The organism is Janthinobacterium saanense, from assembly GCF_014200675.1.
Classification (GTDB): Bacteria; Pseudomonadota; Gammaproteobacteria; order Burkholderiales; family Burkholderiaceae_D; genus Janthinobacterium.
Map to the genome: position 1 here is coordinate 243,429 of NZ_JACHCI010000003.1, position 17,977 is coordinate 261,405.

Annotated in this window: 15 protein-coding genes, 1 tRNA gene and 1 pseudogene; 6 read left to right on the top strand and 11 right to left on the bottom strand. The window is 54.9% G+C overall.

All coding sequences use genetic code 11. The features are described 5' to 3' along the window. Window positions 1–45: 45 nt before the first annotated feature. From murI to HDE72_RS06155, 3 genes are all read right to left on the bottom strand, one after another. Complete coding sequence (murI, locus tag HDE72_RS06145; protein ID WP_183737982.1) at window positions 46–891, bottom strand: glutamate racemase; 846 nt, start codon at window positions 889–891, stop codon at window positions 46–48. A 65-nt stretch (window positions 892–956) separates the two neighbouring features. After that, window positions 957–2,498 (bottom strand): fumarate hydratase, encoded by a 1,542-nt coding sequence (locus tag HDE72_RS06150; protein WP_183737984.1) that lies wholly within the window; start codon window positions 2,496–2,498, stop codon window positions 957–959. Between the two features lie 87 nt (window positions 2,499–2,585). Then, window positions 2,586–3,194: a YqhA family protein gene (locus HDE72_RS06155; protein ID WP_183737986.1), complete on the bottom strand. Its 609-nt coding sequence runs from the start codon at window positions 3,192–3,194 to the stop codon at window positions 2,586–2,588. Window positions 3,195–3,483: 289 nt separating this feature from the next. On the opposite strand from HDE72_RS06155, the gene acs reads away from it, so the two are divergent. The 5 genes and pseudogenes from acs to HDE72_RS06180 all read left to right on the top strand — a co-directional run bounded on the left by acs (window position 3,484) and on the right by HDE72_RS06180 (window position 8,779). Next, window positions 3,484–5,490: an acetate--CoA ligase gene (gene acs / locus HDE72_RS06160; protein ID WP_183737988.1), complete on the top strand. Its 2,007-nt coding sequence runs from the start codon at window positions 3,484–3,486 to the stop codon at window positions 5,488–5,490. A gap of 180 nt (window positions 5,491–5,670) precedes the next feature. Further along, window positions 5,671–5,761, top strand: a tRNA-Ser gene (locus tag HDE72_RS06165). 520 nt (window positions 5,762–6,281) lie between these two features. Beyond that, window positions 6,282–6,545: pseudogene (locus HDE72_RS06170) on the top strand (integrase core domain-containing protein); the annotation flags it as partial. Window positions 6,546–6,872: 327 nt separating this feature from the next. Then, window positions 6,873–7,835, top strand: a complete 963-nt coding sequence (locus HDE72_RS06175) for a retron St85 family effector protein (RefSeq protein WP_183737990.1) — start codon at window positions 6,873–6,875, stop codon at window positions 7,833–7,835. After that, window positions 7,832–8,779, top strand: a complete 948-nt coding sequence (locus HDE72_RS06180) for a retron St85 family RNA-directed DNA polymerase (protein WP_183737992.1) — start codon at window positions 7,832–7,834, stop codon at window positions 8,777–8,779. The genes HDE72_RS06175 and HDE72_RS06180 overlap by 4 nt, the downstream gene beginning before the upstream one ends. A 465-nt stretch (window positions 8,780–9,244) precedes the next feature. Here HDE72_RS06180 and HDE72_RS06185 read toward each other — a convergent pair whose 3' ends face one another. From HDE72_RS06185 to udk, 7 genes are all read right to left on the bottom strand, one after another. Then, window positions 9,245–10,543, bottom strand: a complete 1,299-nt coding sequence (locus tag HDE72_RS06185; protein WP_183737994.1) for a type II toxin-antitoxin system HipA family toxin — start codon at window positions 10,541–10,543, stop codon at window positions 9,245–9,247. After that, window positions 10,540–10,830, bottom strand: a complete 291-nt coding sequence (locus HDE72_RS06190; RefSeq protein WP_183737996.1) for a helix-turn-helix domain-containing protein — start codon at window positions 10,828–10,830, stop codon at window positions 10,540–10,542. Before HDE72_RS06190 ends, HDE72_RS06185 begins: the two co-directional genes overlap by 4 nt. 381 nt (window positions 10,831–11,211) lie before the next feature. Beyond that, window positions 11,212–11,637 (bottom strand): helix-turn-helix domain-containing protein, encoded by a 426-nt coding sequence (locus HDE72_RS06195; protein WP_183737998.1) that lies wholly within the window; start codon window positions 11,635–11,637, stop codon window positions 11,212–11,214. Next, window positions 11,625–11,906 carry a type II toxin-antitoxin system HigB family toxin gene (locus tag HDE72_RS06200; protein WP_183738000.1) on the bottom strand — a complete coding sequence of 94 codons (282 nt, stop codon included), beginning with the start codon at window positions 11,904–11,906 and terminating at the stop codon, window positions 11,625–11,627. The genes HDE72_RS06195 and HDE72_RS06200 overlap by 13 nt, the downstream gene beginning before the upstream one ends. Before the next feature lie 184 nt (window positions 11,907–12,090). Then, entirely contained in the window at window positions 12,091–13,827 is a 1,737-nt protein-coding gene (locus HDE72_RS06205; RefSeq protein ID WP_183738002.1) for an MAG1210 family protein, read from the bottom strand. Further along, the gene (locus HDE72_RS06210; RefSeq protein ID WP_183738005.1) at window positions 13,824–14,561 is read right to left on the bottom strand and encodes a LemA family protein; all 738 of its coding nucleotides are present in this window, start codon (window positions 14,559–14,561) and stop codon (window positions 13,824–13,826) included. Before HDE72_RS06210 ends, HDE72_RS06205 begins: the two co-directional genes overlap by 4 nt. 514 nt (window positions 14,562–15,075) lie before the next feature. Next, complete coding sequence (gene udk, locus HDE72_RS06215; protein WP_183738007.1) at window positions 15,076–15,717, bottom strand: uridine kinase; 642 nt, start codon at window positions 15,715–15,717, stop codon at window positions 15,076–15,078. Between the two features lie 292 nt (window positions 15,718–16,009). Here udk and HDE72_RS06220 point away from each other — a divergent pair, with 292 nt between their 5' ends. Next, entirely contained in the window at window positions 16,010–17,182 is a 1,173-nt protein-coding gene (locus HDE72_RS06220) for a lactonase family protein (RefSeq protein WP_183738009.1), read from the top strand. A gap of 147 nt (window positions 17,183–17,329) precedes the next feature. Here HDE72_RS06220 and HDE72_RS06225 read toward each other — a convergent pair whose 3' ends face one another. Further along, window positions 17,330–17,962, bottom strand: coding sequence for a LysE family translocator (locus HDE72_RS06225; protein WP_183738011.1), 633 nt, complete (start codon window positions 17,960–17,962; stop codon window positions 17,330–17,332). Window positions 17,963–17,977: the final 15 nt, after the last annotated feature.

Genomic DNA, 17,977 nt, shown 5'->3' on the forward strand with positions numbered 1-17,977 from the left:
TCTTTTTTCATTATTCGAAAGATTGCCTGTAAACCCTGCTTTTCCCTATACGGACAGATGTTCCACCGGGGGATGCAAGTCCAGCAATCCGGCAAATGCTTGCGCCAGCATATCGACCCCGGCCGTCGTATAGCCGCGCAGCTGCGGTGCAGGGTTGCCGTCGCGCCGCAAGCCGGCCGCATCCAATAAGCGGGCCAGTTGCCGCGCGACCGCTTCGCCCGTATCGACCAGGGTGATTGGGCTAGCCGTATGGGCGCGCACCGTGCGTTCGATGGCGTCTTGTACGAAGGGGTAGTGGGTGCAGCCGAGCACCAGCGTATCGACGCCTTGTGCCAGCAGCGGCGCGATGTAGCGTTCAAGCATGGCGCTGGTGGCGTCGTTGCTGTCCTGGCCCAGGGCGCATTGTTCGATCAGGTCGACCAGGCCGACGCAGGGCTGCAGCAGGAATTGCGCCTGGCTGGCGGCGCTGATCTGTTCGCGCAGCAAGAGGAACTTTTCGCCGGACAAGGTGCGGCTGGTGGCCAGCACGCCGATCTTGCCGTTGCGCGTCAAGGCGGCGGCAGGTTTCAAGCCGGGTTCGACGCCCACCAGCGGTAATTCAGGGTAACGCGTCCGCAGCGCCTTGATGGCGGCCACGGTGGCCGTGTTGCAGGCCACCACGATGGCCTTGGCGCCTTGGGCCAGCAGATAGGCGGCGATCGCCAGTGAACGGTCTATCACTTGCTGCTCCGTCTTGTCGCCATACGGCGCGTAGCCGGAATCGGCAAAGTAGATCAGGTCTTCCTGCGGCAACTGCGTGCGGATATGGCGCAGCACCGACAGGCCGCCCACGCCGGAATCGAAGACGCCGATGGGGCTGCCAGGGTTGGTGTCGCTTGAAGTCAAAGTCATATAGGGCTGAAGGGATAAAAAAACGCCGCGCTAGGTTGCCGCGCGGCGTTCATGGTAGTGCTTGTTTAAGCGACAGTCACGGGAATCTTGCTGACGCTATTGAGTTGCTCGATCTTTGCCTGCCATTCTTTCGGACCCGTGTTGTGCACCGAAGTGCCTTTCGAGTCCACGGCCACCGTCACCGGCATGTCGACCACGTCGAATTCATAGATCGCTTCCATGCCCATGTCGGCAAAGCCCAGCACTTTGGCGCCCTTGATGGCTTTCGACACCAGGTAGGCGGAACCGCCGACGGCCATCAGGTAGGCCGATTGGTGTTTCTGGATAGACTCGATGGCGACCGGGCCGCGCTCGGCCTTGCCGATCATGGCGATCAGGCCGGTTTTTTCCAGCATCATATCGGTGAACTTGTCCATGCGGGTGGCCGTCGTCGGGCCGGCTGGGCCGACCACTTCATCGCGTACCGGGTCGACCGGGCCGACGTAGTAAATCACGCGGTTCTTGAAGTCGACTGGCAATTCCTCGCCCTTGGCCAGCATGTCCTGGATACGTTTGTGGGCAGCGTCGCGGCCGGTCAGCATCTTGCCGTTCAACAGCAGGGTCTGGCCTGGCGTCCAGGAAGCAACTTCTTCCTTGGTCAGGGTGTTGAGGTCCACGCGTTTGGATTTTTCCGTGTCCGGCGCCCAGCTCACATCTGGCCAGGTCGACAGCGGTGGCGGGGTCATGTAGGCAGGGCCCGAGCCGTCCAGCACGAAGTGGCCGTGGCGGGTGGCGGCGCAGTTAGGAATCATGGCGACCGGTTTCGAGGCAGCATGCGTCGGGTACATCATGATCTTGACGTCCAGCACGGTGGTCAGGCCGCCCAGGCCTTGCGCGCCGATGCCCAGCGAGTTGATCTTGTCGCACAGTTCGATGCGCAGTTCTTCCAGCTTGTTTTGCGGGCCGCGTTGTTTCAGCTCATACATGTCGATGTCTTCCATCAACACTTCTTTTGCCATCAGCATGGCTTTTTCAGCCGTGCCGCCGATGCCGATGCCCAGCATGCCAGGCGGACACCAGCCGGCGCCCATGGTTGGCACGGTTTTCATGACCCAGTCCACCAGCGAATCGGATGGGTTCATCATGATCATCTTCGACTTGTTTTCCGAACCGCCGCCCTTGGCCGCCACTTTTACGTCAACGGTATGGCCTTCGACCAGTTCCATGTGCACCACGGCTGGCGTGTTGTCCTTGGTGTTCTTGCGGTCGAAATGCGGGTCGGCCACGATGGAAGCGCGCAGCTTGTTGTCATCGAAATTGTAGGCGCGGCGCACGCCTTCGTTGACGGCGTCGGTCACGGTGCCAGTAAAACCTTCGAAGCGCACGCCCATGCCGATTTTCAGGAAGACGTTGACGATGCCGGTATCCTGGCAGATCGGGCGCTTGCCTTCCGCGCACATGCGCGAGTTGGTCAGGATTTGCGCGATCGCATCCTTGGCCGCCGGGCTTTGCTCGGTCTCGTAGGCACGCGCCAGGTGCTCGATATAATCAGCAGGATGGTAGTAGCTAATGTACTGCAACGCTGCGGCGACGGATTCGATCAGGTCTTCTTGCTTTATGACAGTCATGGTGTTCTCGCGAGGGATAAGAAGGGTAAGACTTGTTACTGCATCAAAAAAAAGCCCACATGCCGCTGGCGGTCGTGGGCTTGAAGTTTAGTGGGGACGCGCCTGGTTTTGCGTCACGGTCATGATACGGTCCGTGTAGGCTATCGCCATGGCCGAAATGATGAAGACCATATGGATCACCGTTTGCGCAATGATCACGTCCAGCTTGTACGAACTGGCATTGATGAAAGTCTTCAGCAGGTGGATGGACGAGATGCCGATGATGGCCATGGCCAGCTTGGTTTTCAGCACAGACGCATTGACGTGCGACAGCCATTCCGGCTGGTCAGGATGGTCGTCCAGGTGCATGCGCGACACAAAGGTTTCATAGCCGCCGATGATGACCATGATCAACAGGTTCGAAATCATGACCACGTCGATCAGGCCCAGCACCACCAGCATGATGGACGTTTCATTGAGCTTGGTCGGCAGCGGCGCACCCGGCACGGCAACAGCCGTCAGCACGTGCTGCAGGGCTGCATCATTGCCGAACACGGCGCCGATCAGGTCCGACAGTTCGACCCAGAAATGGAATACATACACGCACTGGGCCAGGATCAGGCCCAGGTACAGCGGCAGTTGCAGCCAGCGCGACATGAAGATGAAGGCGGACAAGGGGTGCAACTTGCGTGGTATGGATTTTTTCTGGTCGTTCATTAAAGGTTCCTGAGATTAAAGCAATTTTTTGCTACGCCCGATATTTTACACGTGCTGGCAGGCAGTGCGCTTGGCCTTGATCTGGATTGTTGACCTTGATGAAAGACAAAGTGGTATTAACTATTCGGTACATTCTTTATTTTCCCATCAAAAATACTGTGCAGCGCCCCCTTGACGCCTGTTGCCGATGGCGATTACTGTTAGTGCTGACAGAGGAAACGCTGCATGTAAGGCGTCCGTAAGGCACTGCGCTTATCGTGTTGGCAAACACACTACACTGGAGACAAGCATGGCCGGTACAGAAAACCAAGGGCAGGGCACGCAGCAGCAAGGACCGGAAGAGTCGCGCGTATTTGATCCATCGGCGGCATTTGCCGCGCAAGCAACGATCTCTGGCATGGATGCCTACCACGCGATGGTGGCTGACGCCGAGCGCGACTACGAAGGTTTCTGGGCCAAGCTGGCGCGCGACAACCTGAGCTGGAAAAAGCCGTTCACCCGCACCCTGAACGAAGACAACGCGCCGTTCTACAAATGGTTCGAAGACGGCCAGTTGAATGTGTCGTACAACTGCCTGGACCGCAACATCGAAAATGGCCTGGGCGACAAGACCGCCATCATCTTCGAAGCCGACGACGGCACGGTTACCAAAGCCAGCTATAAAGAACTGCATGAAAAAGTCAGCAAGTTCGCCAACGGCCTGAAATCCAAAGGTATTGCCAAGGGCGACCGCGTCATCATCTATATGTCGATGTCGGTCGAAGGCGTCGCCGCCATGCAAGCCTGCGCGCGCATCGGCGCCACCCACTCGGTCGTGTTCGGCGGCTTCTCGGCCAAATCCTTGCAAGAGCGCATCATCGACGCGGGCGCCGTGGCCGTCATCACCGGTGACGAGCAACTGCGTGGCGGCAAGAAGCTGCCCTTGAAATCCATCGTCGACGAGGCGCTGGCGCTGGGCGGCTGCGAGTCCGTCAAAAACGTCATCGTCTACCAACGCACGGGCAGCGATCTGCCTATGCAGGCGGGCCGCGATACCTGGCTGCATGACCTGGTCGCAAACCAGAGCGCGCAATGCGAGCCGGAATGGGTGGATGCCGAGCATCCTTTGTTTATTCTGTACACCTCCGGCTCGACCGGTACGCCAAAAGGCGTGCAGCATTCCAGCGGCGGCTATTTGCTGTGGGCCGCGCTGACGATGAAATGGAGTTTCGACATCAAGCCCGACGACGTGTTCTGGTGTACGGCCGACATCGGCTGGGTGACGGGCCACAGCTACATCGCCTATGGCCCGATGGCCGTGGGCGCCACGCAAGTGGTATTCGAGGGTATCCCGACTTACCCGAACGCGGGCCGCTTCTGGGAAACCATCAAAAAGCATAAGGTCAGCATCTTCTACACGGCGCCTACGGCCATCCGTTCGCTGATCAAGGCTGCTGACGTGGATCCGAAAGTGCATCCGCAACACTATGACTTGAGCAGCCTGCGCCTGCTGGGCACGGTGGGCGAGCCGATCAATCCGGAAGCCTGGATGTGGTACTACAAAAACATCGGCGGCGAGAAGTGCCCGATTGTCGACACCTTCTGGCAAACGGAAACGGGCGGCCACATGATCACCCCATTGCCAGGCGCCACGCCGATGGTGCCCGGTTCCTGCACCCTGCCATTGCCCGGCATCATGGCCGCCATCGTCGACGAAGCGGGCCAGGACGTGCCGAACGGCCAGGGCGGCATTCTGGTGGTGAAACGCCCATGGCCATCGATGATACGCACCATCTGGAACAACCCGGACCGTTTCAAGTCCAGCTATTTCCCGGAAGAACTGGGCGGCAAGATGTACCTGGCCGGCGACGGCGCCATCCGCAACAAGGACACCGGCTACTTCACGATCACGGGCCGCATCGATGACGTGCTGAACGTTTCCGGCCACCGCATGGGCACGATGGAAATCGAATCGGCCCTGGTCGCCAACCCGCTGGTGGCTGAAGCGGCCGTAGTCGGCCGCCCGGACGACACGACCGGCGAGTCGATCTGCGCCTTCGTGGTCTTGAAGCAAGCCCGCCCCACCGGCGAGGAAGCGAAGAAGCTGGCGCTGGAGCTGCGCAACTGGGTCGGCAAGGAAATCGGCCCGATCGCGAAACCAAAAGAAATCCGCTTCGGCGACAACCTCCCCAAAACCCGTTCCGGCAAAATCATGCGCCGTTTGCTGCGCGTGCTGGCCAAGGGCGAGACGATTACGCAGGATGTGTCGACTTTGGAAAACCCCGCTATCTTGGATCAACTGAAAGAGGCGTCGTAATAACCCAAAACAACAGCCAGGGTCGTACCCTGAGGGTACGACCCTGTTCTGTCCCGGGTTACTTTTACTTCAGGGTAAATATCTTTGGCACTCTGTGGAATCTTTGCTATAATCTGCGGCTTCGCGACAAGCGAGATGCAATACACGATGTGAGCAAGCAAGACGCACACATTGCCTTCAGGAGAGATGGCTGAGCGGCTGAAGGCGCACGCCTGGAAAGCGTGTATAGGGTAATACTCTATCGGGGGTTCGAATCCCCCTCTCTCCGCCACAGATGAAAAAACAAAAGCTACCCTCGGGTAGCTTTTTTTTTCGTCTGTACGCGGAGAGAAGCACGCCCCCTGCGGGGCGTGCGCGGGGGATTCGAAGGCATCGCCCCTACCGGGGCGAGCCTCTCCGAATCCACTAACTGCTGCCGCTGCGCGGCAGCCCCGCGCGCTGCGGGTGCGCGTTCGTGGTTCTAATCAGGTTTCGATTGAGCCCGCTTCTACTGCACCTCATGCATCAGTCCGTGTCTGAATGGCAGAACAGGCTCTGCTGCACTTGAAGTGCGGGCCTGAATCGCGGGCCTGAGAAAATGGCCATGGCTGCGTTGCTTGGGCTTGCCGTACATGCGTACTGTCTGCGCCCGCGCGCCTTGCCCTGACCATTTTTCAGACCCGCTGGGCCCGGAGAACCCTTGCTTGCGACTTGGGCCGGGGCGTACTGCTGTTCTGCTTTGATTTATGATGGATGAGGTTGTGTCGGAATGGCAGAACTGACCCTCAGCCGCTCACTGACCCTCAGCCGCTCATCCGCTGATCCCGCCACGTCATCCGCAGACCAACGGCATGGTGGAACGCTTCAACGGCCGCATCAGTGAGATCGTCAACCAGACCCGTTTCGCGTCCAGGGCCGAGCTCGAATCAACATTGCGCAATTACCTGAAAATCTATAACCACAACATCCCACAGCGCGCTCTCAACAACGAAACGCCGATTCAGGCAACGCAGAAATGGCAGGCAAAAAAGCCAGAATTATTCGTTAAACGTGTTTATAACCAGGCGGGTCTTGACACTTATACTGGTCACCGAGGGAGCAGTTTCAGCTTCGACCACGATCCCTGCGGTTTTTGTGAAGAGGGATAAAACTTTACTGTATGAAAGTCAAATTAAAGAAACTGCAAACCTTTTCTTGACAGTAAGTGTAACAACATTGATAATTAATTGTTCTTCACGCGAATGTGGTTACGAAAGTATCCGTAACTTAGTCGGGCGGTTAGCCAGACTCTATATGATTGTGGCGACATGAGCCGCAGCGGCATTTTACGGCCCTACGCTCGCTCATGCTCGACTCCGATCCGCAAAATGCCGCTGCGGCTTTTCTAGGTGTAGAACCCATAAATGCAAGAAATTATTGAAGATCCTCGACAGAATTTGTTAGAAAAAATAAATCTCGAGAAAGCACGAGTAGAGTTTTCTGAATCCCACATTGTTTTACTTTGTGGAGGGAAGGTTCGATTTAAAGAGCGCCCTGATGATGATGAACCTATCCGATCTTCTTTAAGGCACGCAATAACCCATGCTCCCCCAGAATTTGAAACTTTTCGCCCAGAAGATATAACCGACTGGCACGTGGATGGTTTATTCAAAAATCTAATGAACTTTGAGCAAGAGCTCGCTGGAATTTGCTCTTTGGTTGTTATTGCACTTGAGAGTGCTGGTTCTATTGCCGAACTAGGTGCGTTCTCACAACTTCCTGACTTAAGTGAAAAAATTGTCGCAATTAAATCGCGAGATTTTGAGACTGATGCTAATTTAGCTTCTTTTATAAACTTAGGAATATTGCGTTTTTTAAGAGAAAATAAAAATTCATCTGTTAGAAATTACCCATGGAACATTTCTGCTCCCCATGCTATAGAAGATGAGGTAGTAAGAGATGTGTTATTTGATATTTCTGAAATATTATCGGAAATTCCAAAAACATCAATTTTCAATCCGAATCTTACAACTCATGTTGCTGCTTTATTGTGCGAGTTGACGACAATTTTTGCGGCGGTGCGAGAAAGTGAATTTTCGGCCTATTTAGATTTTTTTGATATAAAAATTTCACGTGATGATTTGCGTCGTAAATTATTTCTTTTGGAAAGATTTGGTCTATTGAAAAAAGAAATGTATAGCGATTCTACGTTTTTCATGGTAGGTAGAAGCAAATTTCATAGACTTAGGCTGGCTTCAAAAGATGCAGCTATTCGAATTGATTCCGCACGTGTGAACATGGAGTGCTTGCAGTTCTATAAAACTGATTCTAAACAGAGAAATCGTCAGCGTGCCATCTCTCAAGCATCCAAGGGAGTACAGCGATGAAGTATTCATTACCTCAGTTACTTCAAGAAAATATAGGACTTCATCCTTCGCAGTTTGAACGTCTAATTAGACGTGCTCCAGATACCTATAAACATTACACAATAAAAAAGCGCACAGGAGGAGATCGTTGGATCGCTCAGCCTGCAAAAGAAACGAAATATATTCAACATTGGCTAATAGAAAATATTTTTTTGAAATTCCCTGTTCATCGCTGTGCAATGGCGTATAAGGCTGGAACAAGTATAGCTATTAACGCCGCAGCACATTCGAAAAATTCATATCTGGCTAAATTTGACTTTAGTAATTTCTTCAACTCAATAAAATATCATAATGTGAATGATTTTTTGAGTCTGTTATTAGTGGATAGTTTTTCCCCTGACGATATTGACAATATGGCGAGAGTATCTTGTGTTCGTGAGCCAGATTTTGGTCTATGCCTGAGTGTTGGAGCGCCAAGTTCGCCCTTGTTATCGAATGCTATTTTGTATGAATTTGATTCTCGCATAGAATATTGGTGTCAAGAACGCTCTATTACATATACTCGATATGCTGATGATTTAACTTTTTCGACAAATGAAAAAGGGGCTTGTTCTGAAATCCATAAATTTCTAGTCGATTCTTTAATTGATTTTGATTGTCCTGTGCTTCGATTGAATGATAAGAAAACTATTCATTCGTCAAAGCGATTCCAGAGGCGTGTGACTGGATTAATTATAAACAATGATGGAATGGTTTCTTTGGGGCGAGGGCGAAAAAGAGAAATTTCAGCAATGATACACAAGTTTCGATATAAAGATTTGGCTGAGAGTGAATCTTATCGTTTGCAAGGGCTGCTTGGTTTTGCTCGTGATGCTGAACCTTCTTTTGTGGAAAGCATGAATAAAAAATATGGCAATGAAATTTTGTCTTCTATTTATTCTTTGAGGAAACCAAAGGAATCATAAAGTATTTTTAATTAGTAAAATTTCTTGGATATAAGAAATTCCTATAGAGAAAGTATTAAATTTTTGGCAAGTTATTCTTCGCAAGGGAATGGTTCGGGATATTCTTCAATCTACCATTCGTCGAAATTAGCCATTCATGCTGGATGCCAGCCATGATTTGAATCCCCCTCTCCGCCACAGATGAAAAAAGAAAAGCTACCCTCGGGTAGCTTTTTTTTCGTCTGTACGCGGAGAGAAGCAGGGCGCCTGCGCGCCCTGCGCGGGGGATTCGAAGGGTCGGGCCTACCGGCCCTCTCCGAATCGACCATCTGCTGCCGCTACGCGGCAGCCCCGCGCGCCGCGGGCGCGCGTTCGTGGTTCTAATCATGTTTCGGCTGAGCCCGCTTCTACTGCGCCTCATGCATCAGCCCGTGTCTGAATGGCAAACCGACCCTCCGCGCTCGAGAAAAATCGCTCCAGCAGGCGCTATTTCGCCAGCGGCAGCGTGGCAAGGCGGTCCAGAATCTCGGTGCGCACCGCCGTTGGCGCGTTCAATTTGGTCAATGCGTCTGGCCACAACTCCTTTGCCAAGTTGACCGTCTGCTTGACTGCCGCCTTGGCAATGCGCTCAGAGATTCCGGCGCTCTTGGCCACGGTAATATAGTCGTCGACCGTTTCCTTGCGCTGGTACTTGTCGATGGCAACGTTGGTGCCGAATCCCTGGAAGCCCGGCAGCGCCGCAACGCACACGATGTCGTAAGCCGGCGAGAGTTCGGGCATCACTCCGTTGTGATAGAGCACGGAGAAATTTTTCAGATGTGCGTCGGAATTGCCCAGGAGCGTGTTCACCACCTGGCGAATGAAGAACTGGCGTACGTCCTCGATGCCGCGAGTGCTGAAACGGTTGAGCACCTGTACCAAGCGAACGAAGTATTCGCGGCCAGCGTACTTCTGGTTTGGCATCAGGCGAAGGAGCTGGCACGCATCTTCCATATGCACCGCGCTGCTGGGACCACGGTCGAACCGGTCAAGCGCGAGGAAATGCGTATCCGGACCCAGGGCCGCCACCAATTCGTCGCGACCAACCATTTCCCGCATCGGCACAGTGCGGCACTGGGCGATGTTCACGCCGGCTTGCGCGGCCAGCTGCATGCATGCATATTCGTTAAAGACCTGCGAGTCGTCACCCTGGGCCGGCAGCTTGGCAATCAGGTCCGAGAGCGTGCCCTTGACCGGCATGCAGTAGCGCTGGCCGTTCTGCGCGCTCGACAGCGCCAGTTTGTCTTGGACTCCCGACAGCGACGCGGCACCCTCGGCGGCCTGCTCTGGCACCCCGATTTCGAGGTTATCTGAGCCTCCCGTGACACCGAATGCCCTAGCAGCCGCCGTGAGCTTGTCCAAGTCCGCCGGCTTCACCTGGACCGCGCCAGGCAAATCCTCGCCAGCAGCGGCCAGCACGCCGAAGTCATCCATGTCGCGCGGGTCCTTGCGCGTTGCGGCGAGACGCCGGCGAAGCGCGCCCTCGGGCAGCAAGCCAGCGAAGAACGGCGGCAGTTCGCCACGCTCACGGTAAACCGCTTGGTCGAAGTAGTTGGTCAACGTCTTCCGGGTCAGCTCGTCCTCGCCAGGTACCGTCATCGAAATCGACAATGTAGGCCGGCGTGCGTTTGCTACGTACTCGTCCGTCGCAATGAACCGCGTTACACGCCCAGCTTCGCACAGCCAGCCGATATGCTGACCTTGCAAGAAAACGTCTAGATAGCGCGGCAGTAGCTCCTTACTCATTCGCGACCGCCACCGAACAGCTGGTCTACAGTCGACGGCGAGTCGTCGGGACCGATGGCCTTTCCGGACAGCAATCGCTGCACTTCGGGAAGCAGGTGCTTGGGCACCAGTATCCAGGTAGCGTCAAGCGCGTCTGCCAGCGCCTCAAGTGTACCGGCTTTCGCTTCCGATTTTCCGCTGAGCAGTTTGCTGATACTCGACGTCGCAATGCCCGTTACGTCGTGCATCTGCTGCAAGGTCCGGTTCGATTGGGCACGGCGGTCGCTGAGCAGCTCTGAAAGTTTCATAGCGTTAAGCCTAAATTTAGTTATAAATATTAGCGTAGAGACTAACACGGCGCAATCGAAAGTCAAATTTTATTTAGCGTAAACGCTAAAAAAGAGAGATATTTTTAGCGTTAAAGCTAAATATGCTGAGTGTCATAAATGAAGCCATATCTACAATGGTAGTTAGTTAGCACCGCGTGGTATTCACCCGAGCTTTGCAGTTCATATTATATTCGTCTCCCCTCGGTCTCCCCCTGGGGCTGAAGAGGCTAGTTGTACTTTTCAGGAGGTAACATGGTTTGGGTAACAATCGGATGCTCCAATGGTAGCAGCGACTGCGCCTCATGCATCAGTCCGTGTCTGAATGGCAGAACTGATCCTGATCCCCCACAAACACCCCCATCAAGTAATAAACAAACCCACAGGCAAATCAAACCGCCTAGCCAATGCCTTCACCTGACGAATATTGAGTTCCCGCTTCCCACTCAAGACTTCGGATACGACGCCCTGGCTGCCGATCTCGGCCAAGTCCCTTTGAGTCAATTCATGCTGTTCCATCAGCGAGCGTATCACTGCAGCAGGCGAGACTGGCGGGGCAGGGTAGTGCTGATCGTCATAGTGACTGATCAACATGCCGAGGGTCTCAACGAGCGTGGCCAAGGGGTGATTTTCATCGGCGGCGCCGGCATCGAGCAGGCCGTTCAAGATACCGACTGCGCGCTCATAATCTGCCTCATCGTTCAGTGGATGCAGAGGCACCAGTGTCGATAAGGCTTGGTAATGCGTCGTGATTTGTTCGACCACTTTGCGATCAGTCAGGGCTTCCATGCGTCATATTCCTTGTGGGTGTACACGTTTCGAACATAGAGGAGCTGTCGATTGAAGTGTATTGCAGCGATGATGCGATACTTGTTTCCGCCTATGTCAAATACATAATAATTGGCGACACGGTCAGTTGCCTTGAAGGTGTTCTTTAACGCGGCAAAACTGACAAAATGACGAGACTCGACGATCTTGCGCCAGGCTTGCATAGGCTCATCCGCAGCAGGATAGCGTTCGGCAAAATCAGTAAGTGCTTTGTTAGAGATAACTCGCATACCGGTTTTCAGGTGGTCATCCTTCGCGAGAAGATTATCTCAAAATGAGATTGAATGCAAGCAGAGCCTTGCGCGGCTTGTTAGTTTGATATAAAAAAAGCCCGTGTTTCCACGAGCTTTTTGTGATCTCAAATTGAAGTAAGCAACTTCCCCCACTGCAATCCGCGAAGCCGCAAAAGTTCCCCTATCCCCCCAAAACCGTCGAAAAAATCGACCTGCGCAGCACCGTCCTTCCGCCATCAAGCCCCAGCTGTGAAAACGCCGCCGGTACCGCGACATTATCTTCAGCAGCGTGGCCTGGGGCGCTAGCCATTTCCTTGACCAGCATGCTGGCACTGTTCTCGACTTCGAAATACTCGTCCCAATGAATGGGAACCTGATGGGAGCGGCCATCGCCACCGCGCACGGAGACGTAGTGGGTACGCGCTACGCTGCGAAAGCCGCTGGCCGTCACATGCACTTTCTGCGATCCGTCGGAGTCCTGCTGCAAGGCTGTCTTCAGGATACTGCGAGTGACGCACTCGGGATGCTTGAACACCGCCTCGCCGTGGTAATTGGCAATCGCTTCATGTTCCCAGAAGCAGGGTTGGCGCGAATACGTGTCTTTGTAGATGTCCGAGTGCGATCGATGTTGCTGGTACAAGGGGATGGCAAGCAGCGGGGCGATCCCGAAGTAGAAGGACTTGAAGAAATCGTTGTGATAGCCGTTGAAAAACGTACGCGCCTGGGCGAGTTCGTAGGCATAAAATTTCTCCGGGGCGCCGCTGATATCGGTAGGGCGCATATGCGCCGATTCCAGGACGTTGATCATATGCGTTTTCTCGAAGGCGAAGGTGTCGCCAAAACCTGTTTGGCTATCCTTGAGCAGCTTCAGCATTTCCTGCTGCGCCAGCGGCGTGAACAACAGCCGGAACTGCACTTCATGGTTGCGGTCCGTGGCATCAAACAGAGCGTCGAATTCGCGGTTGGCCATCACCGTAAAACTATTTCCCTCGCCAACATCGCGCGACTTGGCTTCCAGCTTCTTGATGGCGCGATTCTTGCGCCATTTGTCGAAGAAGCCATCTTCCAGCTGGGATAGTTTTGAAGGGTGACGGCTGAACACGAGATCCGGCGCCGCTTCGTTGCCGTAGACAATAAACGTGCGGTTTTCGTACGCAGGCATTGGACGCTCGATCGATGCCCGTAGCGTTTCGTGGCGGGTTCTGGTATCCCATTTGCCTTGCGAATTGCGGTACTGTTCTGTCCAGGAAATACTGAGCGAGCCATCGTATCTCTTGCTGCCCATCCAGTGCGACAAGGTTCGCGCAAGAATGAAGGGGTTGCCGTTCAGTACACCGCTGTGTGAGAATTCGATGGACTGGTCATCACCGAGATTGCCAGACCAGCCAAAGCTGTTGCGCAGCTCTTCCATGCGGCCGTTGCTGAAGTACGCATCGAAGGCGATGCGGGGCACCGTTTGCTGCATCAGCCTGGCGATGATATCCCAGTCGAACAGCCGGTTCAGTGGCGCCATTTGGCCCCACGCCACAGCACGCTTTTCCTCGCAGGCTTGCTGCAGCCGTTTTAACTTCGCGTTGGAATCGTTGATGATGCGGTTGAGCACATACATCGCAGGGGCAAGCGCAATCGCTGGTAGCACCAGCCACGGCCGTGCGTAATGGGCGAAGATATACAGCGCCGCCAGCACCGCAGCGGCGATGGCGACGCCGCGCAGGATGCGCCACCACAGGTAGCTGGCATCGGCACCCTCAGCCTGCCTCTCTAGTACGCGCAGTTCCTGCACCGTCTTGATGTTGGCGTTCTCGTCCACGCCGGAGCGGTGCACCAGGTCCTCGAAAAAGTCCGATGTATGGTTGACGTGCGCATGCTTGAAATGGCTGGAATACTGCGCTAATGGTTCATGGACGTCGTCGATCAAAAGAAGACGCTCCGGGCGGCGGCCTTGGTTTCGGCGGAGGCAGTGAAGGGAATGCGCGTGGTATAGCCTGCCCGCGCCGCAACGATCTGCTTGGTCGGCCAGGCAAAGATGTCCTGGTTCCACATGCCGACGGTATCGTTATACAGCGTGCGCGCCGCGGTCACTTCCTTTTGAAGATAACTGTTCTGGCGCATGGCATCGGCGATGACGGCGTGCGCTTTCAGATCCGGATAGGACTCGACGGCCAGACTGATACGGGAAAAGATGCCGTCGATTTTCTGGGATGCCTGATTGCGTTCGGCATCGGCGTTGTGACCGCTCCGGTAAGCGGCTACCGACTTCATGACATCCTTGTCGAGATCGATCGCTTTCGCGACCAGGCCAACCACGTTGCTCAGGACGACGACGCGCTGTTCCAGGTAATTGTCGATCTGCGATGCATCGGCCTGGATTTTCTGCTGCAGCTTGCGCAGATACGCCAGGGCGTTGATTTTCATGAACTGGAAGATCAAGCCAGGCACGGCGCCCAACACCAGCAGTCCCAGGCTGTATGTTTGCGGCAATATACCGGTCAGCAGCGCCAGGAGACCGAGCAACGGAAGCACCGCCCACAGGGCGATTTCGAAGATGAGCGATCCTGTGCCGATTTGAACGGGAATCTGCTTGCTGATGACGTTGATGTCGCGGCCCTGCTCATTGATCGGGCCAGTTACTTCGTCTAAATCGTTTGCCATGCGTGAAAATCCTTGGTCTTGAGCGTCTCTCGCCCGGTTGCAAAATATTTCGCTGCAGCTTTTGGCGTGCTTTAGCGAAATGTCGTATGTTGTAAAAAATTCTTAAAATTGCTTTTTAGCATCATATCTTGCAGGACGAGCCACAATCAAGTGCGGCGATGCCAATATTTCATGTAGCTTGCGCCGGATTGATCGCCGCAAGGAACATAAAACACAGTTGAGCGTTTTGATGCTCCCTGCCGGCAGGCCATCAATGACTGTCTAAACGGAAGGTATATTCAAGCCTATAGCTTCATGGCTTATCTGCGGTTCGAACCCCTCTCGCTCCAAAAACACAAAAGCAAAAGGCCACCTTGCGGTGGCCTTTTGCTGTATGTCCCATAGAGTAAAGCAAGTTGCTTTCAGCGATGATTCCGCAGGCGCAGCTTGTACGCCGTCCAGGCCCCAAGCCGAGCCAGGCCCGCAACAAGCGCACCTCATCCGATAACATCATCAAACAACCGATCCGACAAACTCAGCCCCGCTTCAACCCGCCAATCACGCTCGCTACCTTGGTCGTAATCATATCGACCGCAGGCCCATTGGCGCCGTGCGGCAAGATGACGTCGGCGTTGCGCTTGGTGGGCTCGATGAATTGCTTGTGCATCGGGCGTACGGTTTCCAGATATTGCTCGATGACGCTTTCTACCGAGCGGCCGCGTTCGGTGATATCCCTTTGCATGCGGCGGATGAAACGGACGTCGGAGGCGGTGTCGACAAAGATCTTCAGCGACATCATGTCGCGCAAGTCTTCGTCGTACAGGGCAAACAGGCCTTCGATCACGATCACCGGGGCCGGTTTGACGGGAATGGTCCTGCTGGAGCGATTGTGGAGCGTGAAGTCGTACTCCGGCATCTCGATCGCTACGCCATTGCGCAAGGCCTGGACATGTTGTACCAGCAATGGCCACTCGAAAGCCTGCGGATGGTCGTAATTCTGCTGGCTGCGCACTTCAGGGCTGAGATGGGTTTGGTCGCAGTAGTAGTCATCCTGCATCACGACCGAGACCATGTCCGCGCCAAAGGAAGCCAGTACTTGCTGGGATACGGTGGATTTGCCACTGCCGCTACCGCCAGCGACACCAATGATAAAAGGTTGGAAGGAAATATTTTTCATGCCGAATGATACCGGAACCGCGACCGAACTGACAGGGACCAGTCTTTGCCAGGGGCAGGATTTGCTCACGCATTCCTTGCGCGGGAGCTGTACTGCAAGGGCTGGTGCATGTCGTCCATCGCCTGCCACCTGAGCCAGTTCCACGAAGTTACAACAAATTTCTCCCAACTGTAACCAAATCTCTCCACCCAGCGAACTATCGTCCGAAGCCCCAAGGCCAATCCCCCTGGCCGATGGCATAACAGCGCAGCCAATCCCGGCGACGCCAGACAAAAACTTTGTGGAGAAACAAATGATCAAGAATATTTTAATCGCCAGTGCGGTAGCGACCTTGTTGGCGGCTTGCGGCGGTAGCAGCAGCCAGGTGCCACCGGTTTCGCAATTGTTTGCCCAGACCAATGACAGCAGCAATATGGTGGTGCAATATCTGCGCAATACCGATGGCACGCTGACCGCAATGGCGCCAGTCGCGACGGGCGGCAAGGGCACCAATGGCGTGAACTACTTCATGGGCAATACCGTCGCGCCGGATGCGCTGACCAGCAATCACAGCGTGGTTGTCACTGACGATGGCAAGCAGTTGTTCGTTGCCAATGCGGGTGACAATACCGTGAGCGTCTTCACGATTGCGCCGACCGGCGGCCTGACCTTGCTGGGCGTGTCGTCCACTGGCGGTATCCGGCCTACTTCGCTGGCTTTCAATAACGGTGTCTTGTATGTGACGCATCAGCAGGGTGGGAACGAACTGGGCGCTTACCGCGTGGGCGCCGATGGCAAGCTGACGCAACTGGGCTCTTATGCCGTGCTGCAGCAAGATGCGCTGCCGACCGAAGTGTCGATCAGCCCGGATCATAAATTTGTGGTGGTCAATGGTTTCTTGAGTTCCCTGACACCGGTCACGCCGGGCAATACATTGCTGGCTTTCGCGATCAATAGCGATGGCACCTTGGGCAAGCCGGTCAATTCGGCCACGGTCGGCGTCGGTCCATTTGGCGGTGTGTTCGGCCATGGCGCGCAAGCCAATGTGTATCTGACGGCTGACGCAGCCGGCACCACGGCCAGCGCTTACAACTTGACGGCTGGCGGCAGCTTCAGCTCGCTGGGCGCGCCCATCACCGTCACGGGCCAGAAGGCGCCGTGCTGGATCACTATTACGCCAGACAACCGTTTTGTGTATGTGAGTAATGGCAGCGGTGCTGTGTCCCAGTTCTCGCTCGATGCGACTGGCCATTTGACATTGCTCAATGCCGCCGCGGCTGTCGAACCTGCAATTACTGCGGGCGCATCGAGCTTCGCGGCCGACGCCTGGATCAGCCCGGATGGCAAGTTCCTGTATCAGGACTTCGCCGGCAACGACAAGATCGTCGTCTACGCCATCGGCAGCGATGGCTCGCTCAAGCGTAGCGGCGAACAGGTCGTGCATAGCAAGTCGGGCATCAGCTTGCAGGGGGTGGCTGGGGTTTAATTAGCTGGCTAGACATTGACTGCCACCGTACTGACTGCGTCGTACGGTGGATACAGCATGATCGCGATGGAGGATATTGCAAGGAGTAGCAAGGCACGCAGTGATACAGTTTCTTGCAATCAAGGTAGAAAGCAAAAACTCCTTGATCTATTTTTTGCCTTCCCAGGCCATCTTTACCGCCAGACCTGTCAGCACGCCACCCATCATCCAGCGCTGTACCAATACCCATCCCGGTCGCCGCGCCAAAAAGCCTGCAATCGACCCTGCCATCATGGCAATCACGGCATTGACTGTCACACTGATGAGGATTTGAACGCAGCCCAGTGATATCGATTGTGTCAGTACGCTTCCGTGACCTGGCGTAATAAATTGCGGCAGCAAGGACAAATACATGACTGCAATCTTGGGATTGGCCAGGTTGGTGATAAAACCCATGAGAAAGAGTTTGCGTGGCCCATCGACGGGCAAGTCGCGCACGGCAAACGCGGAGCGCCCACCCGGCTTGAGGGTTTGCCAGGCCAGATACAGCATATAGGCGGCGCCGCCGAAGCGCAGCAAGTCATAGGCGTAGGGCACGGCAAACACAAAGGCGGTGATGCCGAATGCCGCGCACAGCATGTAGAACAGGAAGCCCAGCGCCACGCCGCCCAGGGAGACGAAACCTGCGCGCCGGCCCTGGCTGATGGAACGGGAAATCAGGTAAATCATATTGGGCCCTGGCGTCAACGCCATCCCTAGCGCCACGAGTCCAAACATCAGCAAGGCAGTTATATCAGGCACTTTAGCTCCACAAGA

Bases quoted from the DNA above. Each gene is read 5' to 3' on its own strand.
- HDE72_RS06190 (WP_183737996.1), bottom strand. From the start codon at position 10,830: ATGAAACTTTCAGAGCTGCTCAGCGACCGCCGTGCCCAATCGAACCGG.
- HDE72_RS06155 (WP_183737986.1), bottom strand. From the start codon at position 3,194: ATGAACGACCAGAAAAAATCCATACCACGCAAGTTGCACCCCTTGTCC.
- murI (WP_183737982.1), bottom strand. From the start codon at position 891: ATGACTTTGACTTCAAGCGACACCAACCCTGGCAGCCCCATCGGCGTC.
- HDE72_RS06175 (WP_183737990.1), top strand. From the start codon at position 6,873: ATGCAAGAAATTATTGAAGATCCTCGACAGAATTTGTTAGAAAAAATA.
- HDE72_RS06200 (WP_183738000.1), bottom strand. From the start codon at position 11,906: ATGCGAGTTATCTCTAACAAAGCACTTACTGATTTTGCCGAACGCTAT.
- HDE72_RS06210 (WP_183738005.1), bottom strand. From the start codon at position 14,561: ATGGCAAACGATTTAGACGAAGTAACTGGCCCGATCAATGAGCAGGGC.
- HDE72_RS06150 (WP_183737984.1), bottom strand. From the start codon at position 2,498: ATGACTGTCATAAAGCAAGAAGACCTGATCGAATCCGTCGCCGCAGCG.
- acs (WP_183737988.1), top strand. From the start codon at position 3,484: ATGGCCGGTACAGAAAACCAAGGGCAGGGCACGCAGCAGCAAGGACCG.
- HDE72_RS06220 (WP_183738009.1), top strand. From the start codon at position 16,010: ATGATCAAGAATATTTTAATCGCCAGTGCGGTAGCGACCTTGTTGGCG.
- udk (WP_183738007.1), bottom strand. From the start codon at position 15,717: ATGAAAAATATTTCCTTCCAACCTTTTATCATTGGTGTCGCTGGCGGT.
- HDE72_RS06185 (WP_183737994.1), bottom strand. From the start codon at position 10,543: ATGAGTAAGGAGCTACTGCCGCGCTATCTAGACGTTTTCTTGCAAGGT.
- HDE72_RS06195 (WP_183737998.1), bottom strand. From the start codon at position 11,637: ATGGAAGCCCTGACTGATCGCAAAGTGGTCGAACAAATCACGACGCAT.
- HDE72_RS06180 (WP_183737992.1), top strand. From the start codon at position 7,832: ATGAAGTATTCATTACCTCAGTTACTTCAAGAAAATATAGGACTTCAT.